This window comes from Rahnella sp. 2050 (assembly GCF_040544515.1).
Classification (GTDB): domain Bacteria; phylum Pseudomonadota; class Gammaproteobacteria; order Enterobacterales; family Enterobacteriaceae; genus Rahnella; species Rahnella aceris.
This window is the reverse complement of the sequence record NZ_JBEPKE010000001.1, coordinates 903,450-920,312: the sequence shown is the minus strand read 5'-3', so window position 1 is coordinate 920,312 and position 16,863 is coordinate 903,450. Positions and strand designations below refer to the sequence as shown.

14 protein-coding genes are annotated in these 16,863 nt (G+C 50.5%); 8 read left to right on the top strand and 6 right to left on the bottom strand.

Annotated features, from left to right (window positions below; translation table 11 throughout):
- The first annotated feature begins 21 nt into the window (after window positions 1–21).
- The 6 genes from rlmKL (at window position 22) to rmf (ending at window position 8,053) form a co-directional block, all read left to right on the top strand.
- Window positions 22–2,142, top strand: a complete 2,121-nt coding sequence (rlmKL, locus tag ABIC79_RS04125; RefSeq protein WP_013574866.1) for a bifunctional 23S rRNA (guanine(2069)-N(7))-methyltransferase RlmK/23S rRNA (guanine(2445)-N(2))-methyltransferase RlmL — start codon at window positions 22–24, stop codon at window positions 2,140–2,142.
- A 5-nt stretch (window positions 2,143–2,147) separates the two neighbouring features.
- Window positions 2,148–4,052, top strand: a complete 1,905-nt coding sequence (locus ABIC79_RS04120; protein WP_013574867.1) for an ABC transporter ATP-binding protein — start codon at window positions 2,148–2,150, stop codon at window positions 4,050–4,052.
- A 78-nt stretch (window positions 4,053–4,130) separates the two neighbouring features.
- Window positions 4,131–5,405, top strand: coding sequence for a membrane integrity-associated transporter subunit PqiA (gene pqiA, locus ABIC79_RS04115; protein ID WP_369794817.1), 1,275 nt, complete (start codon window positions 4,131–4,133; stop codon window positions 5,403–5,405).
- Window positions 5,392–7,044, top strand: coding sequence for an intermembrane transport protein PqiB (gene pqiB / locus ABIC79_RS04110; RefSeq protein ID WP_112197638.1), 1,653 nt, complete (start codon window positions 5,392–5,394; stop codon window positions 7,042–7,044). Before pqiA ends, pqiB begins: the two co-directional genes overlap by 14 nt.
- Window positions 7,044–7,610, top strand: a complete 567-nt coding sequence (gene pqiC / locus ABIC79_RS04105; RefSeq protein ID WP_354566583.1) for a membrane integrity-associated transporter subunit PqiC — start codon at window positions 7,044–7,046, stop codon at window positions 7,608–7,610. Before pqiB ends, pqiC begins: the two co-directional genes overlap by 1 nt.
- A 275-nt stretch (window positions 7,611–7,885) precedes the next feature.
- The gene (gene rmf, locus ABIC79_RS04100) at window positions 7,886–8,053 is read left to right on the top strand and encodes a ribosome modulation factor (protein ID WP_013574871.1); all 168 of its coding nucleotides are present in this window, start codon (window positions 7,886–7,888) and stop codon (window positions 8,051–8,053) included.
- A gap of 150 nt (window positions 8,054–8,203) precedes the next feature.
- On the opposite strand, the gene fabA is transcribed toward rmf, so the two are convergent.
- Window positions 8,204–8,722 (bottom strand): bifunctional 3-hydroxydecanoyl-ACP dehydratase/trans-2-decenoyl-ACP isomerase, encoded by a 519-nt coding sequence (gene fabA / locus ABIC79_RS04095; RefSeq protein WP_119261438.1) that lies wholly within the window; start codon window positions 8,720–8,722, stop codon window positions 8,204–8,206.
- A 68-nt stretch (window positions 8,723–8,790) separates the two neighbouring features.
- Window positions 8,791–10,557, bottom strand: coding sequence for an AAA family ATPase (locus ABIC79_RS04090; protein ID WP_121019477.1), 1,767 nt, complete (start codon window positions 10,555–10,557; stop codon window positions 8,791–8,793).
- Window positions 10,558–10,767: 210 nt separating this feature from the next.
- On the opposite strand from ABIC79_RS04090, the gene matP reads away from it, so the two are divergent.
- Window positions 10,768–11,229 (top strand): macrodomain Ter protein MatP, encoded by a 462-nt coding sequence (gene matP, locus ABIC79_RS04085; RefSeq protein WP_037035996.1) that lies wholly within the window; start codon window positions 10,768–10,770, stop codon window positions 11,227–11,229.
- A 109-nt stretch (window positions 11,230–11,338) separates the two neighbouring features.
- Here the strand turns inward: matP and ompA are convergent, their stop codons facing one another.
- Both ompA and sulA read right to left on the bottom strand, forming a co-directional pair.
- Complete coding sequence (gene ompA / locus ABIC79_RS04080) at window positions 11,339–12,415, bottom strand: porin OmpA (protein WP_013574875.1); 1,077 nt, start codon at window positions 12,413–12,415, stop codon at window positions 11,339–11,341.
- A gap of 357 nt (window positions 12,416–12,772) precedes the next feature.
- The gene (gene sulA / locus ABIC79_RS04075) at window positions 12,773–13,279 is read right to left on the bottom strand and encodes an SOS-induced cell division inhibitor SulA (RefSeq protein WP_013574876.1); all 507 of its coding nucleotides are present in this window, start codon (window positions 13,277–13,279) and stop codon (window positions 12,773–12,775) included.
- Window positions 13,280–13,495: 216 nt separating this feature from the next.
- On the opposite strand from sulA, the gene ABIC79_RS04070 reads away from it, so the two are divergent.
- Window positions 13,496–14,128: a TfoX/Sxy family DNA transformation protein gene (locus ABIC79_RS04070; RefSeq protein WP_119261440.1), complete on the top strand. Its 633-nt coding sequence runs from the start codon at window positions 13,496–13,498 to the stop codon at window positions 14,126–14,128.
- A gap of 21 nt (window positions 14,129–14,149) precedes the next feature.
- Here ABIC79_RS04070 and yccS read toward each other — a convergent pair whose 3' ends face one another.
- Window positions 14,150–16,291 carry a YccS family putative transporter gene (gene yccS / locus ABIC79_RS04065; RefSeq protein ID WP_013574878.1) on the bottom strand — a complete coding sequence of 714 codons (2,142 nt, stop codon included), beginning with the start codon at window positions 16,289–16,291 and terminating at the stop codon, window positions 14,150–14,152.
- Between the two features lie 42 nt (window positions 16,292–16,333).
- On the bottom strand, window positions 16,334–16,795 hold the full coding sequence (locus tag ABIC79_RS04060) for a YccF domain-containing protein (RefSeq protein WP_013574879.1): 462 nt from the start codon (window positions 16,793–16,795) through the stop codon (window positions 16,334–16,336).
- Between the last annotated feature and the right edge of the window lie 68 nt (window positions 16,796–16,863).

Here is a 16,863-nt window from a genome sequence, read left to right as displayed (position 1 = left end):
TATTTTTGGTGATATGTCGATATGAACTCTTTGTTTGCCAGCACGGCGCGTGGACTGGAAGAACTGTTAAAAAGCGAACTGGAAACGCTGGGTGCGCAAGCCTGTAAAGTTGTGCAGGGAGGGGTGCATTTTGAAGGTGACGATCGCCTGCTGTACCGCAGCTTATTGTGGAGCCGTCTGGCTTCGCGCATCCTGTTGCCGCTGAACGAATTCAAAGTTCACAGCGATCTGGATCTTTATCTTGGCGTGATGGCGATCGACTGGCCGGCCGTTTTTGGCGTGGAAAAAACCTTCGCTGTGCATTTCAGCGGCCTGAATGACGAAATCCGTAACAGCCAGTACGGTGCACTGAAAGTGAAAGACGCCATCGTCGACAGCTTTACCCGCAAAATGGACGAACGCCCGAATGTGGCGAAACAGCAGCCCGACATCCGCGTAAACGTCTTCCTGCAACGTGATACCGCCAGCGTCGCGCTGGATCTCAGCGGCGAAGGCCTGCATCAGCGCGGCTACCGCGATCTGACCGGTCAGGCGCCGCTGAAAGAAAACCTGGCAGCAGCGATTGTAATGCGCTCCGGCTGGCAGGCGGGCACACCGATGGTCGATCCGATGTGTGGTTCCGGGACATTGCTGATTGAAGCGGCAATGATCGCTGCCGATCGCGCGCCTGGCTTACATCGTCAGCACTGGGGCTTTACAGGCTGGAATAAATTTGACGCTGAACTGTGGCGCGAACTGACCGCAGAAGCGCAGGTTCGTACCCGCCGTGCGGTGCAGGAAACCACGTCCCGTTTCTTCGGTTCTGATATCGACCGTCGCGTGATTGAGATGGCGCGTGCGAACGCCCGTCGCGCTGGTGTTGCGGAACTGATCAGCTTTGAAGCCTCAGAAGTTGGGAAACTGGTGAATCCGCTGCCGGAAGGCCCGGTGGGTACGGTCATCAGCAACCCGCCATACGGCGAGCGTCTGGAAAGCGAACCGGCATTGATTGCGCTGCATAACATGCTCGGCCGCATCATGAAGACCAAATTTGGTGGCTGGCAGTTGTCGCTGTTCAGTGCGTCACCGGAATTGCTGAGCTGCCTGCAACTGCGTGCTGAGCGCCAGTTCAAAGCTAAAAACGGCCCGCTGGAATGTGTGCAGAAAAACTATCAGCTGGCAGAAAACCCGACGGGTGCGGCCGGTACGCAAATGGCGGAAGATTACGCTAACCGCCTGCGTAAAAACGTCAAAAAACTGGAAAAATGGGCCAAACAGCAGGGCATTGAATGCTATCGCCTGTATGATGCCGATTTGCCGGATTATAACGTTGCGGTTGACCGCTATGGCAGCAAAGTGGTGGTGCAGGAATATGCGCCGCCAAAAACGGTTGATGCACAAAAAGCCCGTCAGCGCTTGTTTGACGTCATTAATGCCACCCTGTCTGTACTGGATATTTCATCCAGCCAGTTGATCCTGAAAACCCGTGAGCGCCAGAAAGGCACCAGTCAGTACGAGAAACTAGCGCAGAAAGGTGAGTTCCTGCTGGTTGAGGAATTCAACGCTAAACTGTGGGTTAACCTGACGGATTATCTCGATACCGGCTTGTTCCTTGATCACCGCATCGCCCGCAAAATGCTGGGTGAAATGAGCAAAGGTAAAGACTTCCTTAACCTGTTTGCTTACACCGGTACCGCCAGTGTTCATGCTGGCCTGGGCGGCGCGCGCAGCACGACCACGGTAGATATGTCCCGCACATATCTGGAATGGGCGGAAAAGAACCTGCGTGCCAACGATCTGACCGGCCGTCAGCATCGACTTATCCAGGCGGATTGCCTGTCTTATCTGGGCATGTGTGACGAACAGTTTGATGTGATCTTTATCGATCCACCGACGTTCTCCAACTCGAAACGTATGGCCGAAAGTTTTGACGTACAGCGTGATCATCTGGCTCTGATGAAAGATCTGAAACGCATTTTACGTCGCAACGGCACCATTATGTTCTCCAACAACAAGCGCGGTTTCCAGATGGATCTCGACGGACTGAGTAAACTGGGGCTGAGCGCGAAAGAAATCACCAGCCAAACCCTGTCACAGGATTTCGCCCGTAATCGTCAGATTCATAACTGCTGGCTGCTGTCCCATGCCGGCGAGGAAAAATAAAGTTTATGTCGTTAATTAGTATGTCAGGTGCCTGGCTGTCATTCAGTGACTCGCCGCTGTTGGATAACACCGAATTACACATCGAGCCGAATGAGCGTGTCTGTCTGGTTGGCCGTAACGGTGCCGGTAAATCGACGCTGATGAAGATCCTGAACCGCGAAGTGCCGCTCGATGACGGGCGTATCGTGTATGAGCAGGATTTGATTGTTGCGCGTCTGCAACAGGATCCGCCGCGCAATGTCGAAGGTACGGTGTTTGATTTCGTCTCCGAAGGTGTGTTCGAGCAGGCTGAACATCTGAAGGCGTATCACGCGATTTCGCATCTGGTTGAAACCGACCCGAGCGAAAAGAACATGAACAAACTGGCTCAGGTGATGGAGATCCTCGATCATCAGGGCCTGTGGCAGCTCGACAGCCGTATCAACGAAGTATTGCTGAAGCTGGGTCTGGATGCAGATACAGAGCTGAAATCCCTGTCCGGCGGCTGGCTGCGTAAAGCGGCGCTGGGCCGTGCTCTGGTCAGCGCGCCTCATATTCTGCTGCTCGATGAACCGACGAACCATCTGGATATCGAAAGTATCGCGTGGCTGGAAGATTTCCTGAAGGAATTCCAGGGCAGCATTATCTTCATTTCCCATGACCGTTCTTTCATCCGCAATATGGCGACGCGCATTGTCGATCTTGATCGCGGCAAACTGGTGTCTTATCCAGGTAATTACGAAGCCTATCTGCTGGCAAAAGAAGAAGCCTTACGCGTTGAAGAACTGCAGAACGCCGAGTTTGATAAAAAACTGGCGCAGGAAGAAGTGTGGATCCGTCAGGGTATCAAAGCCCGCCGTACCCGCAACGAAGGCCGCGTACGCGCTCTGAAAGCCCTGCGTAAAGAGCGTTCCGATCGCCGGGAAGTGATGGGCACCGCCAAAATGCAGGTGGTCGAAGCCGCGAGTTCAGGCAAGATTGTCTTTGAAATGGAAGACGTTTATTACAGCATTGCCGGAAAACAACTGGTGAGCAACTTCTCTGCGCAAGTCATGCGTGGTGATAAAATTGCGCTGATTGGCCCGAACGGTTGTGGTAAAACGACGTTGCTGAAACTGATGTTAAGTAAGATTCAGGCAGACAGCGGCCGTGTTCACTGCGGTACTAAACTGGAAGTGGCGTACTTCGACCAGCACCGTGCTGAGCTGGATCCTGAGCGTACGGTGATGGATAACCTGGCCGAAGGTAAGCAGGAAGTGATGGTCAATGGCCGTGCACGCCATGTACTGGGCTACCTGCAGGATTTCCTGTTCCACCCGAAACGTGCCATGACACCGGTGAAAGCGCTGTCAGGTGGCGAACGTAACCGCCTTCTGCTGGCAAAATTATTCCTGCGCCCAAGCAACCTGTTGATCCTCGATGAACCGACCAACGACCTGGATGTGGAAACTCTTGAACTCCTGGAAGAGATGATCGACAGCTATCAGGGCACGGTACTGCTGGTGAGTCATGATCGTGAATTCGTTGATAACTCGGCAACCGAATGCTGGATTTATGAAGGCGATGGCGTGATCAACAGCTATGTCGGTGGTTACCATGATGCACAGCATCAGCGCCGCAACCAGAAGCCAATCCGTCAGGCGGTGACCACGGAAAATAAACCCGCTGCACAACCTAAAGCAGAACCGGCCAAACGCACCGCGAATAAGCTCAGCTATAATCAGCAACGTGAGCTGGAACAATTGCCTTCGCAAATCAGCACTCTGGAAGAAAAAATCAGTGCCTTGCAACAGCAAATGAGCGATGCGAATTTCTTCACCCTTCCTCATGAAGAAACGCAGCAGGTGCTCACCGCTTTCGCTGCCGCAGAGCTTGAGTTAGAGCAGGCGTTTGAACGTTGGGAAGCGCTGGAAGCGCAGAAGAACGCTTAACACTGCCTCATGATTGGCAACCGGATAAAGGGAAGGCCGGTTGCCGATATTCGTAGTCTTTCCGCTGTTGAGGAGTCGATAGTGTGTTCTGACGCCCATGATCATGACCCGCACATATTATGTCCCCAATGCGATATGCTGGTGGCAATACCCGGCCTGCACATCGGGCAAAAAGCGGTGTGTCCCCGTTGCCACACTACGCTAACCTCCCGCTGGAATGAGCCTCGAAGACGTCCTGTCGGTTATGCCATCAGTGCGTTGTTCATGCTGTTGCTGGCCAATCTCTTTCCTTTCGTCAATATGAATGTTGCCGGGCTGAGCAGCGAAGTCACGCTGGTGCAAATCCCTCAGGTTCTGGTTTCAGAAGACTATGCCAGCATGGCGTCGTTATTCATGATCGTGGTGCAACTGCTCCCGGCCATCTGCATGCTGTCCATTATCATCCTCTGCCAGAGTTTCAATATTCCCGTTCGCTGGAAAGTTGTCATTGCCCGGACCTTATTCCAACTGAAAGCCTGGTGTATGGTCGAGATTTTCCTTGCCGGGGTACTGGTCAGCTTCGTGAAACTCATGGCTTATGGCGACGTGGGCGTGGGCAGCAGTTTTTATCCCTATGTCCTGTTTTGCCTTCTGCAATTGCGTGCCTTTCAATGCACTGACCGTCTTTGGATATGGCAGCACATCGAACCTGCTCCGGCGGTAGATCAGCCACTGCGCATGGGAGAAAGCGGTCTGCGTCAGGGTCTGCGATCCTGTCATTGCTGCATGGCAATTTTACCGGTTGATCAGAAAGAATGCGGCCGTTGCAAAACCCATGGTCATGCACGGCGTAAAAATAGTCTGCAATGGACAATGGCTCTGCTGGTGACCTCCGTTCTGCTGTATATCCCGGCAAATCTGTTGCCTATCATGATCACTCAGGTACTGGGTAATCCGATACCGTCTACGATTATGGCCGGGGTGGCGCTGTTATGGAGCGAAGGTTCCTATCCCGTGGCTCTGGTTATTTTGATCGCCAGTATTATGGTACCGACGCTCAAAATGATCGCTATTGGCTGGCTATGCTGGGATGCGAACAGTAATAAAGAGATCGACAGGGAACGATTACATGTCATTTACGAGGTGGTTGAGTTCGTTGGCCGCTGGTCAATGATCGACGTGTTTGTTATTGCGGTACTGGCGGCGCTGGTGAGAATGGGGCAACTGATGAGTATTTATCCGGATATTGGCGCGCTGCTGTTCGCCGGCGTAGTTATCCTCACCATGTTTGCCGCAACGACATTTGACCCAAGGCTCATTTGGGATCGTGCTGGAATGAAGTCTACAAAGGAGCCACAAGATGGCGGGAAATAACATGGCAGAGCATGACGGAACTGCCAAAGTAGAGAAAATTAAACGCTGGTCGCCAGTGTGGATCGTACCGATCGTCACTGCGCTGATTGGCGCGTGGATCCTGTTTTATCACTACAGCCATCAGGGCCCGGAAGTCACGCTGATCACTACCACTGCTGAGGGTATCGAAGGTGGCAAAACCACCATCAAAAGCCGTAACGTCGATGTCGGTAAAGTAGAGTCCGTTACGCTTAGCGATGATTTACAACAAGTTATCATCAAAGCACGACTGAACACCGGCATGGAAAAAATGCTGCGCGGGGACTCTGTTTTTTGGGTAGTGAAACCGCAAATCGGACGTGAAGGCATCTCCGGTCTGGGCACATTATTGTCCGGCGCTTATATTCAGCTGCAGCCGGGTAACAAGGGGGGAGAAAAATCAGAATATAAACTGGATGACTCCCCCCCGCTGGCTTCACCTGATGCGAAAGGGATCCGCGTGAGTCTGGAAAGTGAGCGTTCCGGTCAGCTGAGTCCAGGCGACCCGGTGTTGTTCCGGGGTTTCCAGGTCGGTACGGTGGAAACCAGTCACTTTGATCCGAAAGCACGTAACATCAAATACCAGCTTTTCATCCGTGCGCCTTACGACACACTGGTAACTGATAACGTGCGTTTCTGGAAAGACAGCGGCGTGAACTTCGATATGTCTGCCGCCGGTATGCGTGTCGAAATGGGGTCACTGACCACGTTATTTAGTGGTGGTGTCAGCTTTGATATTCCGAATGGCTGGACGCAGGGCAACGAAGCCAAAAATGGTGACAGTTATAAGCTCTTTGATGATCAGAAAAGCATTCAGGAATCGCTGTATACCCGTCACACGGATTACGTGATGTTCTTCTCGGATTCTATTCGCGGTCTGCAACCTGGCGCACCTGTTGAATTCCGTGGTATTCGTCTGGGTACTGTGGCCGAAGTGCCTTATCCGATGAATGTGGTGAAACAGCAGATGTCGGACGATTATCGTATTCCTGTGCTGATCCGCATTGAACCCGATCGCTTCGTTCAACTGCTGGGCAGTAATTTCAATATTGAAGATCATATCCGTGACGGTATTGCTCAGGGTCTGCGTGCTTCGATGAAATCCGCCAACCTGTTAACAGGGGCGATGTATATCGATCTGGATTTCTATCCGAATGAAAAACCGTGGAAAGGGCCGCTGGAAATTGGCGGGCATAAATTGTTGCCGACGGTGAGCGGAGGCTTTGCACAGATTCAGCAAAAACTGATGACAACCCTCGATAAGATCAACAATTTGCCAATCGAACCGATGATGCGCGAAGCGACAAGTACGCTGGCTGAAAGTCAGAGGACGATGAAGTCAACGCAGAAAACGATTGAGTCTCTGAACGCGATTGTCAGCAGTAAAGAGATGAAAAATCTGCCTCAGGATATGCAGCAGACGCTGATTCAGTTGAACCGCAGCCTGAAAGGCTTCCAGCCTGGTTCGCCAGCGTACGGCAATCTGGTCGGCGATATGCAGAGTCTGGATAAAACCCTGCGTGAGCTGCAACCGGTATTGAAAACGCTGAATCAGAAAAGTAACGCACTGATTTTCGCTGCCCCAGGGCAAGATGATCCTCAGCCGAAGAAGGCCAAATAATGATGAAATGGATACCTGTCGTCTTAGCATTATTCCTGACTGCCTGTAGCAGCAGTGATCAGAAAACCTACTACCAGTTGCCTGTGCTGAGCAGCACCGTAACAACAGGTAGCGTGATGTCTGCAGGTGCCGTACAGCGGCATCTGTGGGTTGAGCGGGTGAGTGTTGCTGATTATCTGGCAGGGTCAGGGCTGGTATATCAGACCAATGATGTGCAGTACACGCTGACCCAGAATAATCTCTGGGCCAGTCCGTTGGATCAGCAACTACAGCAAGCACTGGTCACCTATTTACGCCGGGACTTGCCGGGCTCGCTGGTTTCCACTCAGGCGGCGAATACCGACGATCAGGATGTGCTGAACGTTAATGTCACCGGTTTCCATGGCCGCTATGACGGTATTGTGATCGTCAGTGGCAGCTGGAGCCTGACACGCAACGGGCAGATGATTCAGCGTGATTTCACCCTGAATCTCAAGCAAAACGAAGATGGTTATGACGCGCTGGTCAGAACGTTGGCTACCGGCTGGCAGCAAGAAGCGGGCCAGATTACTGCGCAGATAAGATGACGTTTTTTTAAGCTTAATATTTTTTAAGTTAAAGATAAAAAATCCCGGTTTCTGACCTGACAGACACCGGGATTTTTTTATGGGGATCAGCCAGATGAGGGATTAACTGGCGCGATTATTTTGTGCACAATCCAATAATATAGCTCACGAATGTGACATTGGCGTGAATTTTGCGCATTGACCTCTCCTCATATTGCAGCTATTTGTTAGATGTGGACGCAGAAGCGGGCCACTGTTTTCTTTCCACCTGACCTGAATAATGAGGGATACAAGGCATGAAGAGACAAAAACGCGATCGCCTGGAACGGGCACAATCACGTGGATATCAAGCAGGTATTGGCGGACGCTCAAAAGAGATTTGTCCGTACCAATCATTAGATGCCCGATCACACTGGCTCGGGGGTTGGCGACAAGCCATGGAGGACAGGGCTGTTACCGCTTAAGCGGCTACCCTGTCAGAATAAGGAACAACCTCCGCTGTGCGCGGAGGTTTTTGTTTGTGGCAAATACCATCCCTGTTCGCTGAAAAACACGCATAAAAAACGGCGAGCCCATCAGACTCACCGTTTTATCAGACTCAGCAACAGGCTCTCTTAGAAAGCAGCCGCGTCTTTGAACAAACCCACTTTCAGATCAGTTGCGGTGTAAATCACCACACCATCAACCAGCACTTCACCATCAGCTACGCCCATGATCAGTTTACGGTTGATAACACGTTTGAAATTCAGGCGGTAGGTGACCAGTTTTGCGGTTGGCAGAACCTGACCAGTGAATTTAACTTCACCCACACCCAGTGCGCGGCCTTTGCCTTCGCCACCGAGCCAGCCCAGATAGAAGCCCACTAACTGCCACATGGCATCCAGACCCAGACAACCAGGCATTACCGGATCGCCAATAAAGTGACAACCAAAGAACCACAGATCAGGGTTGATATCTAATTCAGCTTCAACATAGCCTTTGCCATGGGTGCCGCCGTCTTCTTGCATCTTAACGATACGATCCATCATCAGCATATTGCCTGATGGTAACGGAGGGCCACCAGCGCCGAACAGTTCACTGCGGCCAGAAGCTATGAGGTCTTCTTTCGTATAGGAATCGCGTTTATCTACCATGTTCTATGTAAGCCTTATTTTAATGAAGGGCGAAGTTTAGCGAACAGCTGTAAGCTGAACAACTCCGATCAGCTGCGATTGAACCAGTTCAACCAGCGAAGAGGCCACGGATAACGCGGGCTGCCTTGCGATGTCGCCAGCGCAATACGCTGCTGAATTAATCCCAGCAGACTCGGACGCTCTTCTTCAGCTTCTTCTTCGTTTGTGTAAATCAATCCGGTCAGGATAGGTAGCGCTTCGGCTGCGTTATCAACTGCCCATAAATGAAACTGGCCTTCGCGAACGGCGTCCAGAACCTGCTGATGCAGGCACAGGTTGCGCACGTTGCTGGTTGGCAGAATGACCCCTTGTTTACCGGTCAAACCGCGACGTTGACAAACTTCGAAGAAACCTTCGATTTTCTCGTTTACGCCACCAATAGGTTGCACATTCCCAAACTGATCGACAGAGCCGGTGACCGCAATTTGCTGGTTGATCGGCTGCATCGACAACGCACTGATCAGTGCGCAGAGTTCAGCAAGTGAAGCGCTGTCGCCGTCCACTTCTCCGTAAGACTGCTCAAATACAATCGAGGCGGAAAAGGGCAGAGGCTGGTCGAGTTCTAACTCGGAAATCAGAAAGGCCTGCATAATCATCATGCCTTTGGCATGCAGATTACCACCTAACTCGGCTTTACGTTCGACGTCTGTAAATTCGCCGTCGCCGGCATGTACGACACAACTAATTCGGGAAGGTTCACCCAACGCTCGCGGATGCCCCGGATATTCCAGTACAGACAGGCCATTAATCTGCCCGACAACTTCGCCTTCTGTTTCAATGCGAATTTGTCCAAGTTCGATTTCATCCTGCATACGCTCCTGGAGATAACTCTCACGCCATGCACGTGCACCGGATGCCGCTTCAAGAGACTTAACGCTCAGCAACTCGTCTTCATTATAGAGTGCAGCTTCGCTAAGTTGGGTGTTAAGCCATACCGGATCGAGTGTCAGACTGCCCTGATCGGTGCTGTGACGAATGGCCATTTTCAGAAACTCGGGCCATGCATCAGCGGCCAGGCGTGGGATCTCAAGCTCATCAGCCAGCGTATTGACATAACCACACCAGGTTTCCATATCGCTTTCTTCCGTCAGCGGCAGGTCGGCTTCAAATTCACCATAAATGGAAGAATCCACCAACTCTGGCTCCATATCACTGAGGTCACCAAGCGATAAGCGGTCACCGACCAGAATCAGGCGAATATCCAAAGGCATCGGAGGGACTGTCACAGGTAAAGGTGTCGTCTCATCTGGTGAGACCCAATGATATTGACCTTCGGTGATCATCTGTTTCAGACGCAACCACATCAGAGGCTGCGCAATGAGGGTACGGATGGAAAGTACCAGCACACCGCCATTCACCTGGTGTACCAATCCCGGCTCCAGCTGGATCTGGTCTTTGTAAATGCGCACGCACCCGAACAGCTGTTCAGGTTCAACCCATTCACGATACTGGCAGGTCGATTTCGCCGCGAATGCATCTTCCGCTGTCTTCGCCGCCAGCAGCGTTACCTTATTGCCTTCAATATGGTAACGATTACCCGTGACTTCCGCCGGTTCAGGTAGTAAGTCGCTGACCACCTGCGTAATGCGTGACAAGTATTCGCGATTTTCCTGCGCCTTGAGCGTCATAAAACGCACACGTGAGCGGGGATGACAAAACAGCGTTAAACCATTTTCCAGCCGGGGCTGAATTCCTGCAAAATCGACAGGGGCTAACTGGGCAGCCGTTGCAAAGATTGCCTCGTAAGGCGCGGAGTCGGGCAGTAAAAGCTGCCAGTCAAGTCGGTTATTGGTCAATGTGTTAGCTGTTTTCTATAAAAAGGGAAAGTGCGATTATACAAGAATAAATCCGGCTGCATACAATGAGAGTCGTAGCGGAATTGGTCTTAGTGCACATTGCTGTACAGGTGGGCAAAAAACAACCAAAATAAGCGGTTTTATTTGGGGTGAAAATTGAATTAAAGCTGTTATGCTTAGTAAAGTTACGTGGTCACCGAAGAGTTCACGATGAAATATCAGCAACTGGAAAATCTCGAAAGTGGTTGGAAATGGAAGTATCTGGTGAAAAAACACCGGGAAGGTGAGCGGATCACCCGCCATTTGGAAAACAGCGCTGCCCAGGAATCCGTGAATCAACTTCTCAACCTGGAAAACGAGCCGGTCAAAGTGTCAGACTGGATTGTTAATAATATGAATCCGGCGCTGGAAAATCGTCTTAAGCAAACGATTCGTGCACGCCGTAAGCGTCACTTCAATGCCGAGCATCAGCACACTCGCAAAAAATCTATCGATTTAGAATTTCTGGTTTGGCAGCGTTTAGCGGGATTGGCACAAAGGCGTGGTGTCACGCTTTCTGACACGATCATTCAACTGCTTGAAGATGCCGAGCGTAAAGAGAAATACGCGAATCAGATGTCTTCATTGAAAGAAGATTTAGAACAAATACTCGGCAAGAAAGATATTGGATAGATTTGCTTTCGCGTCTCAGGGAGTCAGCTATTTGCTCTGACCGAAGGCATAAAAAAAACCCCGCCATGGCGGGGTTTTTAGTATCTGTAGCAAAAGCTAAAGCGTGTTATTAAGCCTGTGGCTGAGTAACAGTATCTTTGTAGCCTTTAACTTCGATTTCTACACGACGGTCTGGTGCCAGGCAGTCGATCAGAGCAGCACGGCCTTTAACGGAGTCACAGGTAGAACCGGTAACTGGGTTAGATTTACCTTGGCCTTGTGCAGAGATCTTGTTAGCAGGGATACCTTTAGATACCAGGTAATCTACTACGCTCTGAGCACGTTGCTCAGACAGTTTCTGGTTGTATTGTTCTGAACCGATACGGTCGGTGTAACCCAGAACGATAACAGAACCGTCTTTAGGATCGATAGAGCTCAACTGGCTGTACAGCTGATCCAGAGCCTGTTGGCCTTCTGGTTTCAGAGTCGCTTTGTTGAAGTTGAAGAGAACGTCAGATTTCAGAGTGAATTTCTTAGTCTCTACAACTGGAGCTGGAGCTGGTGCTGGAGCAACAACTGGAGCAGCTGCTTCATCTTGACCGAAACGGTAAGAAACACCTACAGACAGCATTGCGTTATCAGGACGTGCACCAACGGTAGCCGCGTCACCAATGTTGTTAACCCACTGGTAATCCAGACGGGTAGCCCAGTTTTTGGTTACTGCGTATTCAACACCAACTGCTGCCAGTGGAGAAACACCAGTGTCATGATCACTTACGCGACCATTAGCACCGTTGTTGAAGTTACCTTTAGCATCTGCACGCCAAACCATACCACCCAGACGGGTGTACAGGTCCAGATCGTCAGTCAGCGGGTAGCTCAGTTTAGCAGCCAGCTGAACGCCTTGTGCTTTGAACGCGCCGTTATTTACGCTGCCTTTGTAAGGCATACGGCCAAGCCAGTCATATCCCATTTCAAAGCCCAGGTATTGGTTCGCTTGGTAACCCAAGAACGCACCTGCACCCAGTTGGCTTTCGTGGGTAGGGCCGTTGCCGATACCGTTGTAAGCGTTTGCGAAACCAGTGTCATGGTATTGGGACCAGCCCAATTTACCACCGGTATACCAGGTGTTATCTTTAGGGGCGGCTTGCGCTACGGTAGCGAAACCTGCCAGTGCCACTGCTAATGCGATAGCTGTCTTTTTCATTTTGCGCCTCGTTATCATCCAAATAGGCAATTGAGCTTTAAGCTTTTTAAGCCCTTGGTTAAAATCCTTACGCCAAGATTATTGCTTCATTTCAGAACTTGCCACTTTACGTTGGCATTATCGAGCAACCTTGGCGTTGTAAAGTCTACAACGTGGCGCGAAACTTACAAGCTTGATGTGTTAACACCGTGGAAAAAAAGGGAAAAACGGACACATTTCTTAACGGCTTTGGCAATTTGCTGACAAAATCTGGCACTAATCTGCATTCCGGAAGCCCGTTTTTACTGGCTTGCAGGCATTATTCAGCACAAATCACTAAGTTCCGCATTATTTTCATAGGAAGATTCCTATTTTGAACTAATGGTATACGGAAGAGTGAATTTTTACTGTGGAATGATGTCCACAAGCTGAATTCTGTTCATTTGTCGGTCTCATTATGAAGCCGTAAGCACCACCCTGGCGTGCTGCAATTTGCAATCTTTCCCTCTCAGTATCACTCAAATCCGGAAGCCATCCCAACACGACACTGTAGTTACCCGTCTGCAAGGCTTTCTCCATCGCATCTACCGTCGACATCGCCGTAATTTGATTAACTTGCACCATCTTATCCACCGGCAGACCTGACTGAGATAACCAATGACGGCTCAGTTTTTGTTGAGGTGTGAGCCACAACAACCAGCGAGACTGCATACCCAGGTGTTGCAGTAAGGGCAGTAATAACTGCGCAAAAGCAGGTTGGCTCGCACTATAGACGAACTCAGTGATCAGACCATTATTCAAGGATGCAGACGTATTTACCTGTGACGGAGTGACGGGCAAAGCAAGCTGACTAAAATGATGATTTGTATGGTGTTGAGTTCGCATAATGATGTACTCCAGTGAGTTACTGTATGTATGTACAGTACTCTGGCGGTGAGCAAAGATCAACCCAATTTTTCCAAGATATCTCGCAAATTTTGAAGGCAACAGGCTGTAACGGCATTTTATGTTTGTTGGAGTTCATAAGATTGCGTATTTTGCTTTTAGCTGTTTTGGTAACTCAAAATGGAAGCAAGGGATTAACGTGAAAAGGATAACGCAATGATAAACAAATCAAAAAAACGAGTGCTTGAGTGTCTGGATATTTTTGCCCCGTTGGGTAATATTCGTTCCCGCACCCAATTTGGGGGGATGAGCTTGTCCGCTGACCGCGTCATGTTCGCCCTGGTTTCTGATGGTGAACTCTATCTGCGAGCGACCGGAGAAACCGAAACTCATTTTCGCCGCAAAAAGATGGAGAGGCTGACCTATCGCAAGCGAGGCATGGATGTGCAGTTGCGTTATTTCAAAGTGAGTGCCCGGCAATGGAGTGATCACCAGGCACTGTGCGAGCTGGGCAGATTATCGTTGCAAGGGATGTTGCGGGATATAGAGCTGAAAAAAAACAACGAAGCGGTCCGATTGAAAGATTTACCCAATCTCTCGCTGGCGCTAGAAAGGATGCTCTGGCAAGTCGGCATTGAGAACTCGGGGGACTTGCGGTTACAGGGGGCCTGCCATACCTACCTCAAACTGTGTGCCATTAAAAAAAAGAATTTAGGGATTAATTTACTGATGGCACTCGAAGGGGCAATTTTGGGCTTCCATGAAGCCGCTTTGCCGATGGAATCCAGAGAGTCATTAACTCACTGGTTTAACCATCACCAAGAGCAGCTATCAACGGTTGTGCACTAAGTTTGCGTAAGTTATCTGCAACTAGAGCCGATTTTGTGCCGGCAGGATCTTAGTATTAAGACTGGTGAGCTCAGGCAAATGAGCCACCAGTAATCCAATTTGCTGAAGCACGAGCTGCTCTTTACTGTCGATATCCGTTGTACGCATCTGAATACGTGCAGTGAGTTCACCGAGCGCGTGTTGGATGCGTTCTGCTTCAGAAGGCAGATGATGCAAAGCGCCGTCAACGCAGCATGCTGCATCATCCAGCAACCTCAGGGTTTCGGCATCATTGAGTTTTTCGCGATGGGCACCCAGCGCTGAAATGTAGCTCAGCATAGTATGATTGAGGCATAACAGGCGAAACGCCGCTTCGAGTGTCGCCGGTTCGTTATTTCTCTCAGAGCTCATGTTCGACACCACGGACGCCAGTTCGGCATCGCAATTATGCGCATCACGGCGGGCCAGACGGTACTCGAGACTGTTGTCTTTCCCCTGATGGTACTGCACCAGAATAGCATCAAGATAACGGCAATTAGCATCGAACGTTTTTCTGACCACCTTATCAAGTTGCCTGAATTTCCAGTCGGGCCATATAAAGGTCACTGCCGCCCAGGCGATACCACAACCAATCAGCGTATCGATTACTCTCGGGATAGCGACTTCAAATCCTTCGCCTAACAAATTGAAGCATAACAACACCAGAAGGGTGATGAACATTGTGGCCTGCGCGTATTGCACTGTGCGGAACGCAAAGAACAATAACCCGCTGATGACGATCAGAATCATTTGCCCGTCAACGGACGGAACGAAATACAAGATAGGGATCCCGAGAGCAATACCGGCGAGTGTTCCGATTATCCTCAGAGCTAACCTCCGGCGGGTCGCACTGTAGTTTGGTTGACAGACAAAAAGACTGGTGAGCAAGATCCAGTAGCCGTGATTTAAGCCGCTGACCTGAATGAAAACGTAGCCTACAAAGAGCACGACAGACATACGAATTGCGTGACGGAACAACACCGATTGCGGCGTAAAATGGCGGGAAATGCGCAGCCAGATATCATCAAGGCCAGTCAGACGGTCTTCCGCAAACGGGCTTTTGCCGGTCTGGTTTTCCGGCAGAGACTGCTCCGACTCGATATTTGCCAGTTGCGCGTCAATCGCATGCAGATTGCGTAAAAGATGGCGTAACGCCTGTAATGTCTCACGGTGTTCGTGATGAGATTCCAGACGTTTGAGGGCTTCTTCCAGCCGGGAAAACGCCCGTTCGAACTGGCTGTTGTGGGTATATTGCTGGCGATAAAGAATGCATTGTGACAGCTGTAAACAGGCCCGCGCCTGCATGCTCATCAGGCGCTGAAAGCGGAACAGAATATCACTGTGATGAAATTGTTCACTGAGTTTGAGGTACTGCACGTGGGACGAGCTGGCGCGCTCATGAATATCCTGCACCACAAAATAATAATGTAATGTCCGGCGGGTCCCTTTCTGGCCACGATCTCCTTTCAGCCGGGTCTGTAGCGTATTTTTTGTTTGGTTCAGTGTGGAGACCAGTTGACCGTTGGCCATGGCCAGCTCGACCAGTTGCTGGTTGTTATCTTCCTGATCGGGATCAAACAACGTTGCTTTGGCTTCAAGATAAGCCGCCAGTTGCGTGAAACAGCGTGAGATCTGATCCTGTAACGGACGGATGGGGAAAATAATATGGCCAGCCAGCGTCAGCAGGTTATACCAGATAGCACCCGCAAGCAGGATCAGCGGTTGCTGATACCAGATGTGATACATGCTGGTGCCAAGCATCGTATATATGGCGATCAGCAACGCGCCGAAGGCAATCGTGGCATAACGCTGCCCCAGGGCCCCCAGCAGGATGAATCCGCAGGTTGAAATCATCAGCCCGGGCGCAAAAAGCCACGGATAGGGGAAGAGTAATTCTATGGATGCTGAAGCAATAAAAAAACAGACCAGAGTAATCAGCAAATTGCGCAGACGGCCAGCGAGACGATCATCAAGATCGGCAAGAGCCGCAGCAACCACACCGAGTGTAAGGGGGATTGTCAGCGTGAACTGACCCAACCACCATGGCAATGCCGCAGCCCCTGTCAGCGCAATGAAAATCCTGATGTGATAAAGAATATTGCTGTTATAGGCATAGCGCCGTAAACCGGGTGCAATAGAAAGCACGAAAAACCCACCTTAAAATTCAAAAATGTTGAAACATCGCAATCAGCGAATGCGTCCGTTTTCTCTCTGACGGCTTGCATTAGCTTCACGAACTTGCTTTGCCAGCTCGACGGAAACGACCCTGCGTCCTACCGGCCAGAGTGCAATGGCAGCAATTTTAAAGTTCGCAATGCCCACCGGAATACCGATTATGCTGATACATTGCGCGATACCGGCAACGATATGCGACAAGCATAACCACCAGCCGAAAAAAATAAACCAGAAGATATTCAACAGAGTACCTCCGCCGGACAGCAACGCGCTGCGTTTTTCCGGATACAGGTCATCGACATGTACGGCTTCATTGCCAAATGGCAGCAGTGAAAGACGGGTGATTTCCCAGCAAGAACGGGTGAGTGGCAGAGTAAAGATCAGCACGATACTGACCAGCGTAGCAAGCAGCCAGGCAAGCGTGGTGAAAAAACCACCTAAAACAAAGTTAAGAATATTGAGTACGGTACGCATGGCAGCTCTTCCCGAAGAGGTTAAAAAGTTGATAAATTTCGTGTTCACATAACGCAAACATACCTCTT

Excerpts from the sequence above, each read along its gene's own strand:
- ABIC79_RS04120 (WP_013574867.1), top strand. The coding sequence starts at position 2,148 with ATGTCGTTAATTAGTATGTCAGGTGCCTGGCTGTCATTCAGTGACTCG.
- ompA (WP_013574875.1), bottom strand. The coding sequence starts at position 12,415 with ATGAAAAAGACAGCTATCGCATTAGCAGTGGCACTGGCAGGTTTCGCT.
- ABIC79_RS04070 (WP_119261440.1), top strand. The coding sequence starts at position 13,496 with ATGATAAACAAATCAAAAAAACGAGTGCTTGAGTGTCTGGATATTTTT.
- fabA (WP_119261438.1), bottom strand. The coding sequence starts at position 8,722 with ATGGTAGATAAACGCGATTCCTATACGAAAGAAGACCTCATAGCTTCT.
- ABIC79_RS04060 (WP_013574879.1), bottom strand. The coding sequence starts at position 16,795 with ATGCGTACCGTACTCAATATTCTTAACTTTGTTTTAGGTGGTTTTTTC.
- pqiC (WP_354566583.1), top strand. The coding sequence starts at position 7,044 with ATGATGAAATGGATACCTGTCGTCTTAGCATTATTCCTGACTGCCTGT.
- matP (WP_037035996.1), top strand. The coding sequence starts at position 10,768 with ATGAAATATCAGCAACTGGAAAATCTCGAAAGTGGTTGGAAATGGAAG.
- sulA (WP_013574876.1), bottom strand. The coding sequence starts at position 13,279 with ATGCGAACTCAACACCATACAAATCATCATTTTAGTCAGCTTGCTTTG.
- pqiB (WP_112197638.1), top strand. The coding sequence starts at position 5,392 with ATGGCGGGAAATAACATGGCAGAGCATGACGGAACTGCCAAAGTAGAG.
- rlmKL (WP_013574866.1), top strand. The coding sequence starts at position 22 with ATGAACTCTTTGTTTGCCAGCACGGCGCGTGGACTGGAAGAACTGTTA.
- rmf (WP_013574871.1), top strand. The coding sequence starts at position 7,886 with ATGAAGAGACAAAAACGCGATCGCCTGGAACGGGCACAATCACGTGGA.